Below are 10,357 nucleotides of genomic sequence, written 5' to 3'. Positions count from 1 at the left end.
GGAAAAGGGCGCGCGGGGCGGCCATGGGCGGGGCGGCTCGAAGCAGGGCGGAGGAGAAATCCAGGCCGGTGTTTTTCTTCACAGAGCTACCACATTTGGGGGGTTGGAGGACGCCAAATATGCAAGTTATGTGCAATATCGCCTGAAGGGCGCCCAAAATTTTTGAAGCTGTGCAAAATAATCCGCAGCAAATTGTCAAGGGGTTGGCTCACATTAGTTGCCAATTAGTAAAAGGGTCTGGCAATGCCCCCATGGCAAAACGCATCTTATAAGGAGGTCAAATAGATGTTGAAGTTTAACCGTCTGAAGATGGCGGGTGCCATTGCCCTCACCATCGCGCTTGGCGGAACCATGGTGGCTTGCGGCGGTAACGGCGGCTCCGCAAACGGGGGCATTTCCGACACCTCGCAGGGTGTGGCTGCCACCGTGAAAGTGAAGGATAAGGACGACAAGGAGCTCACCCTGGAAATTGGTGAGAAGATCGTCACCGAATACGTGCAGGATTTCCGTGAGCGCAACGAGCTGACCGACGACGAGGCGTGGGCCAAGTGGATGGCCGATAACGCCCTGACGCCGGCTGACGTGCGCACCCAGGTGATTAACTACTACGAGCAGGACCTGCTGCTGGAGGAAGCCGCCAAGATGTATGACGTCAAGGTGGACGACTCTGAGGTGCAGGCCGCCCTGGACGAGATCAAGGGCCAGTTCGAGAGCGACGAGGCCTATCAGGAGGCCCTGTCTGCCACTGGCATGACCGAGGAAGAGTACATCGAGAAGGTGCTGGAGCCCAACACGCTGCAGACCAAGCTGGCCGAGGCCGTAGAGGCCGACCAGGGCACCTCGGTGGACGTGGACGCGCAGGTGCTGTCGACGGCCCAGGCCATGGAGAGCGTGCTGGACGGCAGCCGTCGTTCCAGCCACATCCTGTTCGGCGCCGATGATCAGGCTACCGCCGACGAGGTGGTGGCCCAGTTGCGCGACGGCAGTCTGACCTGGGAAGATGCCGTGAAACAGTACTCTGTTGACGAGTACACCAAGGAAACCGGCGGCGACAACGGCTGGAACTCCGTGAACACCTTCGTGGAGGCCTACGACAACGCCCTGGTGCAGCTGAACGAGGGCGACATTTCTGATCCCGTTGCCTCTGACTATGGTATACACATCATTAAGTGCACTGCGGTGTACACCGTTCCCGAGGGCGGCATCGCATCGCTGTCCGACCTGCCCACCGAAATTGTGGACGCCATGCGCCTGCAGGTGGAAAACACCTCGTCTGACACCTTTACCACCTGGTTCAGCGAGTTTGTGAACAGCGCCGAAGTGACTATCAACGAGATGCCTTCCGGTCTGCCCTACGATGTGGACATGAGCGCCTATACCGCTGCCACCGAAGGCACCGAGGGTACCGAGGGCGGTGTGGAGGCTCCCGTGGAGGGCGCCGACCAGCCCCAGACCACCGATCAGCCCGCTGAGGGCGCCGAGGGCGGCGAGCAGCCCGTGGAGGGCGGCGACGCTGCCGCTCAGCCCACCGGCGAGAACGCTGATCAGCCCACCGGCGAGAACGCCGAAGGCGGCGAGGGCCAGCAGCCGGCCAATGAGAACGGCGAGGGCGGCGAGACCACTCCGGCCCAGTAAGCTTCTCGAAGCTCAGCCGAGCCCGCGAGCAGAATCGCACAGGGGCGGTGCCGCAAAGGCGCCGCCCCTTTTCGTTTCGCCGCAAGCTGAAATTCCCATGGCGTTCACAAAACCGTCTGTTGACAGCAACTTCTGCCAGCTTATAATGCAAAAGTTGCTTTCAAAAGCCCCGTAAACGCATGGCTTGAAACGGAAGCGCGGCAGATGGGAGTCCAGACCCGGAAGCGCGCGTCGGCGTAGGAAACCGGCATCCAATTCACCTGCACTTTTGAAAACAAACATTTCTGGCGGACGGTTCCGCCTGCGCTATCCGCGGCTGCCACGCCGACGCGCGGGAGGAGGCTTCACCCGCCCGACAGAACCTGCAACCATTTGGAGGACAGAAGTGAAGACGTATCATGCTAAACCCGGCGAGGTTGAGCGCGAGTGGGTGCTGATTGACGCCACCGACCAGGTGCTCGGTCGCGTTGCCACCAAGGCCGCGCAAATTCTCAAGGGCAAGCACAAGCCGCAGTACACCCCCCATGTTGACACGGGCGACTTCGTGATCATCATCAACGCGGACAAAATTCGCGTTACCGGTACCAAGGCTGCCACCAAGACCTACTACCGTCATAGTGGTTTCCCCGGCGGGCTGAAGTCCGAGACCTTCGACGAGGCCATGGCCAAGCACCCCGAGCGCGTGATCGAGCATGCCGTCAAGGGCATGCTGCCGAAGAACACGCTGGGCCGCGCAATGGGCATGAAGCTGAAGGTGTACGCCGGCCCCGAGCATCCGCACATGGCTCAAAAGCCGCGTCAGATTGAACTGGAGGGTTAAACCATGGCAGATGAAGCTCTGTATTACGGCACTGGTCGCCGCAAGAACGCCATCGCGCGCGTTCGCCTGGTTCCCGGCACTGGCAAGGTAACCGTGAACGGCCGCGAAGGCGCCGAGTACTTCGGCCGCGAGCAGTTGCTGAAGAACGCGCTGGTTCCCTTCAAGGTAACCGACACCGCCGATCATTTCGACGTGATCGCCAACATCCACGGCGGCGGCATCTCCGGGCAGTCCGGCGCTCTGCGCCTGGGCATCTCCCGCGCCCTGCTGCAGGCTGGCGACTACCGCGCCGAGCTGAAGAAGGCCGGTTTCCTCACCCGCGACGCCCGCATGGTGGAGCGCAAAAAGTACGGCCTGAAGAAGGCCCGCAAGCGCCCGCAGTTCAGCAAGCGCTAAAGCTTCGGTTTCGGCAGAAGAACCTGTCGCAAATGCGAAAGAACCCGCCCAAGTGGCGGGTTCTTTTTTGTGCCTTCGGCAGGTTCGCCCGAAAGCTCACCGCATGGGAGATGGGTGATTGATTTTGGGGGGTTTGTCTGCGAGTATGGCATCTGCCAAAAGCAGCACGCAGAGCACTTGGAGGATTTAATGCGTTTCTATCGGGCCGTTTGCACCGCCGAAGACCACAATGTCCGAGGCCTGGCCTCGGCCACTACTTGGAAAGAAGTGGGGAAAGACCTGGTGCTTTTCCCTTATACCCAGCGCGGTTTTGGCGGGGACGATAGCTTTTTCGTGGGAGTCATCAGCGCGCGGAACGACCTTACGCGGGAAGCGCTTTCGGGCATTATCCGCCGGGTGTGTGAAGATGATTGGGACATTGCTGACCTGGAATCCATCAACTCAGTGGAATGTACGTTCAACAAATGTACCGACCAAGTAGGGGCCACGGCGTTGTATTCCTCCGACATCGTGTCGCGGGCGGCGCGTCTGCTGCATGCCGAAGAGCTGTTCACCCTGCTGATGCGTACGAAGGTGTTTTGGGAGTACACCATCAAGGACGCCATTCCGGCCGGCGGTCTTTTGGGGGCGGCCCAGAAGACCATCTATTCCGAGGCTCTTTCCCAGGAAATCGAGCGGGTGGTAGCCTGTGTACCCGAGGCGGGGCACGCGCACCACATACTGCCGGTTCACTATTTGGTGGAGGGCAACAATCCCAACGATTACCAGCCGGCCATTGACGTGCTGCTTGAGTCGCTGTACGAGAACAATCGCCTGGTGTCGAGCCACGCCTATGTGTTCGAAGTAGACAAGCTGGGCAGAAGCGAATGGGCGCGGGGCGCGGCCGCCAATGAAGACAACTTCATGGCGCTTATCAACGGGGCGCTGGGGGATGCCCTCAAGTCCAGCTCTATCATTGTGAAGTACGGGCAAGACGACGATGGCTCCAACTTCAACAAGTTCGCTTATCAGGCGCTTACCAAACTCATCGATGAGCTGTCCGAGCGGGGCGACGAGATACAGGTGGTGTTCGTGGTGCCCGAGGGCAGTGGGGATCTTCAGGTGCGAATCAAAAACCGCTTCCGGCTGCCGCTTATTCGCATTGTCCCCGATGAGGCGCCTAAGGCCTTTGACCTTACCGAAGACGAAGCCCATGCGATTCTTGTGCGCCGGGCCGAAGCGGACAGCTTAGAGCCCGACGATGAGCTGCGGCGCATCTTGCATCGTCGCATGGAGGACCGTTCGTTTTCGAACCTGGACGAGGTGTACGACGAATGGAGCAAGCTGACGCTCACCCGCAGCGTGTTTCCCCAGTATCTGTCCATCGTGCAGGCGGCTTACGACTCCGACGGAGCGGCGGCACCGGTGGACGCCCGCAAGCGGCTGGAGGAAATGATTGGGCTTGCGGGAGTAAAGCGCCAGATAGAAGACGTGTTGCTGCGTTTCAAGATGAACAAAGAAGCGGCCTTCGCCGGCCTTAAGCCCCAGCCGTTTTCGATGCATTTGGCGTTCCAGGGGGCGCCCGGCACCGGCAAAACCGAGGTGGCGCGCCTGTATGCGGAAATCCTGAAAGACGAGGGCATCTTGTCTGAGGGGCGCCTGATTATGCGGTCCGGCACAGGCGCGTGGAATGTTCAGGAGGCCTTTGCGGAGGCCAAGGGCTCGGTGCTGTTTGTGGACGAGGCCTACGCGATGGCCAGCACCTCCGATGGGAGAATAGCCGATTTCATCGCCTGCATGGAGAATTATCGCCGCGACACGGTGGTAATTCTGGCGGGCTATAAGAACTCTATCAACCGCCTTATCGATTGCAATCCGGGCTTCCGCAGCCGCATCAGTTTCTTCATTGACTTCCCCGATTACAGTCAAGAGGAGAAGATGCAGATATTCCAACTGATGGTGGACCGCGCGGGCCTGACCATGGCGGAGGAAGCGCGTTCCGCCGCCCGTGACATTCTTGCCCGTGGCGGCACGCGGGCCGACGAGGGTAACGGCCGCTTTGTGCGCAATCTGTTTGAAAGCGCCATCGGCCAGCAGCAGCGGCGGTTGTCGCGCCAGAAGCCTGAGGGTGGCTACACGAAAGAGCTGCTGGCAGAACTTCGGGAAGAGGACATTGTGGCAGCTGGCAAGCGCGAGTCGGTGCACCAGCTGAGTGGCCGCGAGGAGCTGGCCGGGCTTATCGGGCTTGCGGAGATAAAGCAGCTGGTGAGCGACCGCATGGACTACATGAAGGTGCAGAAGGCAAAGCGCGATGCCGGCATAAAAGCGCCGTTTATTCCCATGCACATGGCGTTCAAGGGCAACCCTGGCACGGGCAAAACCGAGGTGGCTCGGCTGATTGCTCGCATTTTGCGAGAAGAAGGGGTGCTTTCGGTAGGGGAGTGCAAGGAGTACATCGGGGCTGATTTGTGGAACACGCTGGCTATAAATTTGGCGTTTGAGGACGCCAAGGGCTCGGTGCTGTTTGTGGACGAGGCCTATTCCATTCCGAATAATGCCGAGGCAACGGCGGCGCTGGTGGCCTGCATGGAGAACTATCGCGAGGACGTGATAGTGGTGTTTGCCGGCTATACCCGCGAGGTTGATCAGCTGCTGAGCGCCAATCCGGGCTTTGCCTCGCGAGTGAAGTTCCATCTGGAATTCGCCGACTACATCGAAGACGAGCTGCTGCAGATTCTGGATCTGCTGGCGGGCAAAATGCACGTAACCTTGGGAGAGGGCGTGCCGGAAAAGGTGCGCGGCTTTGTGCGGGAAGCCCGGAAGGAAAGCCGGTTCGGCAACGGCCGATTTGTGCGCAACGTGTTGGAAGATGCCATTGTGGCCCAAGGGGCGCGATTGGTGCGAGAGCACAGCGCGCTTGGAGGGTTGGACCCCGATGTGTTGACGCGGCTTGAGGCCGAAGATTTCAGTTGGCAGCCCAAGCGGCTGGAAGACGCTCCTGCTTCGGTAGGCTTTACCGCTTAAGGCTACTCGCGCCCGGCATCCTCTAGGCGGTAGGGGGTAGTCTGGTACACGTAATAATTCAGCCAGTTGGTGTAGAGCAGCTGGGCATGGGCCCGCCAGGTGTTGCGCGGCGTGGCCGCTGGGTTGTCGTTCGGGTAATAATGGGCCGGAAGCGCCATGGGCAGACCCTTGGCAATGTCGCGATCGTACTCGGCTTTCAGGGTGTCGCGGTCGTACTCAGGATGGCCAAACACGAAGAAATGGCGGCTGTCCACGCTTTTGGCAATGTACACCCCGGCTTCGGGCGAGTCGGCCACAACTTCCAGCTGCGGGTGGTTGTCGATGTCGCCCCGTTGCACCGTGGTGTAGCGAGAGTGGGGAGCGCGGAAGCCATCGTCGAAGCCGCGCATCAGCGGCGAGTAGGGCTTCACCACCCGATGCTCGAACACGCCGAACAGCTTCTGCGGCAGCTCCTGCTTGGGAACGCCGTAATGGAAGTAGATGCCTGCTTGCGCCCCCCAGCATATGTGCAGCGTGGAATGCACGTGGGTAAGCGACCAGGCCATGATCTCGCACAGTTCGTCCCAGTAATCTACCGACTCGAAATCCAGCAGTTCCACCGGCGCGCCAGTGATAATCAGCCCGTCGAAATGCTGGTCGCGGATTTCCTGGAATGTAGTGTAGAACGATTCCAAGTGCTCGGCGGTGACGTTTTTTGCATCGTGGGAGGCGGTTTGCAGCAGCTCCACCTCCACCTGCAACGGCGTGTTGGAAAGCTTGCGCAGGATTTGCGTTTCGGTGGTTATTTTGGTGGGCATCAGGTTCAGCAGCAGCACCCGCAGAGGGCGAATGTCCTGATGCATGGCGCGGTATTCCGTCATGACGAAGATGTTTTCGGCTTCCAAGGCCGCCGTTGCCGGCAAAGAGTCGGGGATGCGGATGGGCATGGGAGGTCCTTTCTGTGTGCTGCTGAAAACTATAGCCAATGACGACACGGGGCGGGGGAGGGATGGGCATTCGGGTTATTCGATTATCGGGTAACTGGTTATAGCGAATTCGCGGACTACCCTGGCCGATTCGTGGCGACCATGCCCGAAGGTGCCCACTAGAATAGCCACCGGACTTACGAGGAAAGGACCGGCAATGGCAACCCATTCTGTTGATACCGTTTGCGTGCAAGGGGGCTGGCGCCCCGGCGACGGCGACCCGCGCCAGGTGCCCATCTACCAGAACACCACCTGGAAGTACGACACCTCCGAGCACATGGGCAAACTGTTCGATCTGGAGGAGAGCGGCTACTTCTACACCCGCCTGGCCAACCCCACCAACGATGCGGTGGCGGCCAAGATAGCCGAGCTGGAAGGGGGCACGGCGGCAATGCTCACCAGTTCGGGGCAGGCGGCCAACTTCTTCGCGGTGTTCAACATTGCCGGCGCGGGCGATCACGTGGTGGCGTCATCGGCCATTTACGGCGGTACCTACAACCTGCTGGCCCACACCATGAAGCGCATGGGGCTGGAGTGCACGTTTGTGGGCCCCCACTGCAGCGATGAGGAGCTGGAAGCGGCGTTTCGCCCCAACACCAAGTGCGTGTTCGGCGAAACCATTGCGAATCCAGCGCTGGCGGTGCTGGACATCGAGCGCTTTGCCGCGGCGGCCCACGCCCACGGGGTGCCGCTGATTGTGGACAACACCTTCCCCACACCGGTGCTGTGCCGGCCGCTGGAGTGGGGGGCCGACATCGTGACCCACTCCACCACCAAGTACATGGACGGCCACGCCGCCAGCGTGGGGGGCGCCATCGTGGACGGCGGCAAGTTCGACTGGACCGCTTATCCGGACAAGTTTCCGGGGCTGTGCCGGCCGGATGAGAGCTACCACGGCGTGGTGTACACCGAGCGCTTCGGGCTGGGCGGGGCCTTCATCACCAAGGCCACGGCGCAGCTGATGCGCGATCTGGGCTCCATCCAAAGCCCGCAGAACGCGTTTCTCATCAACCTGGGGCTGGAGAGTTTGCACTTGCGCATGGCGCGCCACGCCGAGAACGGCCGCAAGGTGGCCGAGTATCTGGCGGCGCACCCGAAGGTTGCCTGGGTGCGGCATCCCTCGCTTGAGGGCGACGCCGAGTTCGGGTTGGCGGCGAAGTACCTGCCCCAGGGCAGCTGCGGCGTGGTGAGCTTCGGCGTGGCCGGCGGGCGCGCGGCGGCGGAAACCCTGATGAAGAACTTGAAGATGGGGCAGATTGCCACCCATGTGGCGGACGCCCGCACCTGCGTGCTGCATCCCGCCAATGCCACCCATCGCCAGATGAACGACGCCGAGCTGGCTGCGGCCGGCATCGGGGCCGACCTCATCCGCCTCTCCTGCGGCATCGAGGCGGCCGACGACCTGATTGCCGACCTGGAGCAGGCCCTGGCCCAGGTGTAAGGCGCGCGCCGCAGGACTACTGCGGCAGGAACGGCGACGGCTCGTGGCGGTACAGCACGGTGAGCCGGTGCATGGCGCGGGTGATGGCGGTGTACAGCAGGTGCCGATCCGCTTCGGTGGCGTATTGCTGGCAGTCCGCGTCCAGCAGCACCGCCTCGTCGAATTCCAGCCCCTTCGCCAGCCGCACCGAGGTGACCGCCACACCGGCGGGGAAGGTCTCGGTGCGGTCGGTGATGAGGGTCACGGGAAGATCGCGGACCAGCAGCTCGCCGTAGCGGGCCGCCAACAGGTCGGACTTGCAGATAATGCCCAGCGTGCGGCGGCCGTCCTTCTGCCACGCGGCTACCGCTTCGGCCACCGCCGCCAGCGTGCCCGCCGTGTCGCGGCAGCGTCGAATGAGGGGCGCATCCCCGTGGCGCTCCACCGCTTGCAGGCCCGCCACTGGAAGTACCCGCTGGGCCAGATGGGCAATTTCCCAGGTAGAGCGGTAACTGCGCATCAGCCGCATCGTGCGCGCGTCGGGGTAGTGGGCCGCCACTGCCTCCGGCACCTGGCCGGTGCGGCCGTCCACCAGCTGGTTCACATCGCCCAGCAGCGTTTTGCTGCCGGGGAACAGCCGCGCCAGGGCCTCGTGCTGCACGGGGGTGAGGTCTTGCATCTCGTCCACCACCAGATGGCGCACCTGGGCTGCGGCCGGAAACCCGTCGGCCCCCCGGAACGCCAGCGCGCACAGCAGCAGTGGAAACGCGTCTTCCCACTCCACCATGCCCTTTTGCGGCGCTCGCAGCAGTTTGCTCTGGCCGGTTTCCGCTAGGAAGCGCCGGTACAGTGCCAGCGGGTTTTTGGCCCGCATCATGCGCAGCAGGCGCCCCTTCAGCTCTTTGCGGGTGGGCATAACGTGGGCGTATCGGCCGAAGGTGGCCCCGTGGACCAGCGCCAGCGCGTCGCCGGCCACCAGGTGCAGGCGCTCTTCGAAGGGCACCGGCGCGTAGGCGGCAAAGCGCTGCGCCAGCCAGTCGGCGCTGGCGGTGGAGCCCCCTACCGCGAGGTCACGGGGCTCGAAGAGGGAAGGCCCATCGCCGCTCGCCCCCAGTTGGGCCTCCAGCCACTGGGTCAGCTGCCGGGCGAAGGCCTCGGTGCCCTTCGCTGCCGCCCGCCGGGCGCGCGCCGGGTCTGCCTCGTCGGCAAACGACCGGGGCGGCTGCACCTTCGCCATGCCTTCCAGAAGCACCTGAGCCAGCCCATGCACGCTCCATTGCCTCACCGGCTCTTCGCCCAGCTCGGGCAGCACGCCGGAGATGTAGTGGCTGAAAACGCTGCTGGGGGACAGGATGGCCACCGATTGGGCGTTCAACTGGTCTTTCTGCTGATACAGCAGGTAAGCGATGCGGTGTAGCGCGATAGAGGTTTTGCCCGAGCCGGCTACCCCTTGTATGACCAGTGTGCCTGGGCGCTCGTCCCGGATGATGACGTTTTGCTCTTGCTGGATGGAGTTCACGATGTCGTGCATGCGGGTGTCGGAGGTGCGGGAGAGGGCGCGGGCCAGCACTTCGTCGCGCACGCTGGAGCTGCTGTCGGCGGCCCACACCAGCTGCCCGCGTTCGATGGATATCTGGCGCTTGAGGGTAAGCTGCCCTTCGCGGCTGCCGCTGGGGGTGGCGAAAGAGGCGGGCCCGGGTTCGAAGTCGTAGAACAGCGCCGCCACAGGGCTGCGCCAGTCGGAAATGAGCGAGCGGTTTTCCCAGGTGAAGGCCGAGCGTCCGATGTAGGTTTGGCTGGTGGAGCCGTTTTCGCAAAAGTCCACGCGGGCGAAGTAGGGGTTGCCCAGCAGCCGGTGCAGCCGTTGCCGGGCCAGGGCGGCTGATGCGGCCTGCTGATCCATGCGGTTCAGCTCGTAGGCGGAAAGGTGGGCTTCTTCGGGGGACAACTCGCCGCGGGCGCCGGCAAGGTAGGCGCCGGCTTCCCGGTGGCTGTCGGCGGCCCGTTGGGCCAATCCGTCGGCGCGGGCCGTGGCCGCCTGCAGGCAGTTCAGCACGTGGGCCAGATGGGCGCGTTCTTCGTCTTCGATGTTCAACGGATTCTCCTTCCACTCGTGGG

The 10,357-nt window shown here is 62.5% G+C and carries 7 protein-coding genes; 5 read left to right on the top strand and 2 right to left on the bottom strand.

What is annotated here, in order from left to right:
* Positions 1-285 precede the first annotated feature (285 nt).
* From DMP11_RS07730 to DMP11_RS07715, 4 genes are all read left to right on the top strand, one after another.
* Positions 286-1,635 carry a peptidylprolyl isomerase gene (locus tag DMP11_RS07730; protein ID WP_123185917.1) on the top strand — a complete coding sequence of 450 codons (1,350 nt, stop codon included), beginning with the start codon at positions 286-288 and terminating at the stop codon, positions 1,633-1,635.
* A 385-nt stretch (positions 1,636-2,020) separates the two neighbouring features.
* Positions 2,021-2,455 (top strand): 50S ribosomal protein L13, encoded by a 435-nt coding sequence (gene rplM / locus DMP11_RS07725; RefSeq protein ID WP_123185916.1) that lies wholly within the window; start codon positions 2,021-2,023, stop codon positions 2,453-2,455.
* A gap of 3 nt (positions 2,456-2,458) precedes the next feature.
* Positions 2,459-2,851 (top strand): 30S ribosomal protein S9, encoded by a 393-nt coding sequence (gene rpsI / locus DMP11_RS07720; protein ID WP_123185915.1) that lies wholly within the window; start codon positions 2,459-2,461, stop codon positions 2,849-2,851.
* A gap of 189 nt (positions 2,852-3,040) precedes the next feature.
* Positions 3,041-5,854, top strand: a complete 2,814-nt coding sequence (locus DMP11_RS07715) for an AAA family ATPase (RefSeq protein WP_123185914.1) — start codon at positions 3,041-3,043, stop codon at positions 5,852-5,854.
* A gap of 2 nt (positions 5,855-5,856) precedes the next feature.
* On the opposite strand, the gene metA is transcribed toward DMP11_RS07715, so the two are convergent.
* On the bottom strand, positions 5,857-6,780 hold the full coding sequence (gene metA / locus DMP11_RS07710) for a homoserine O-acetyltransferase MetA (RefSeq protein WP_123185913.1): 924 nt from the start codon (positions 6,778-6,780) through the stop codon (positions 5,857-5,859).
* A gap of 196 nt (positions 6,781-6,976) precedes the next feature.
* Between metA and DMP11_RS07705 the strand changes: the two genes are divergently transcribed.
* Positions 6,977-8,260 carry an O-acetylhomoserine aminocarboxypropyltransferase/cysteine synthase family protein gene (locus DMP11_RS07705; protein WP_123185912.1) on the top strand — a complete coding sequence of 428 codons (1,284 nt, stop codon included), beginning with the start codon at positions 6,977-6,979 and terminating at the stop codon, positions 8,258-8,260.
* Positions 8,261-8,276: 16 nt separating this feature from the next.
* On the opposite strand, the gene DMP11_RS07700 is transcribed toward DMP11_RS07705, so the two are convergent.
* Complete coding sequence (locus tag DMP11_RS07700) at positions 8,277-10,334, bottom strand: HelD family protein (RefSeq protein WP_161555334.1); 2,058 nt, start codon at positions 10,332-10,334, stop codon at positions 8,277-8,279.
* Positions 10,335-10,357 lie beyond the last annotated feature (23 nt).

The sequence above is a fragment of the Parvibacter caecicola genome, assembly GCF_003725335.1.
In the GTDB taxonomy this organism is placed as follows: domain Bacteria; phylum Actinomycetota; class Coriobacteriia; order Coriobacteriales; family Eggerthellaceae; genus Parvibacter; species Parvibacter caecicola.
This window is presented reverse-complemented; position numbering and strand designations above follow the sequence as displayed.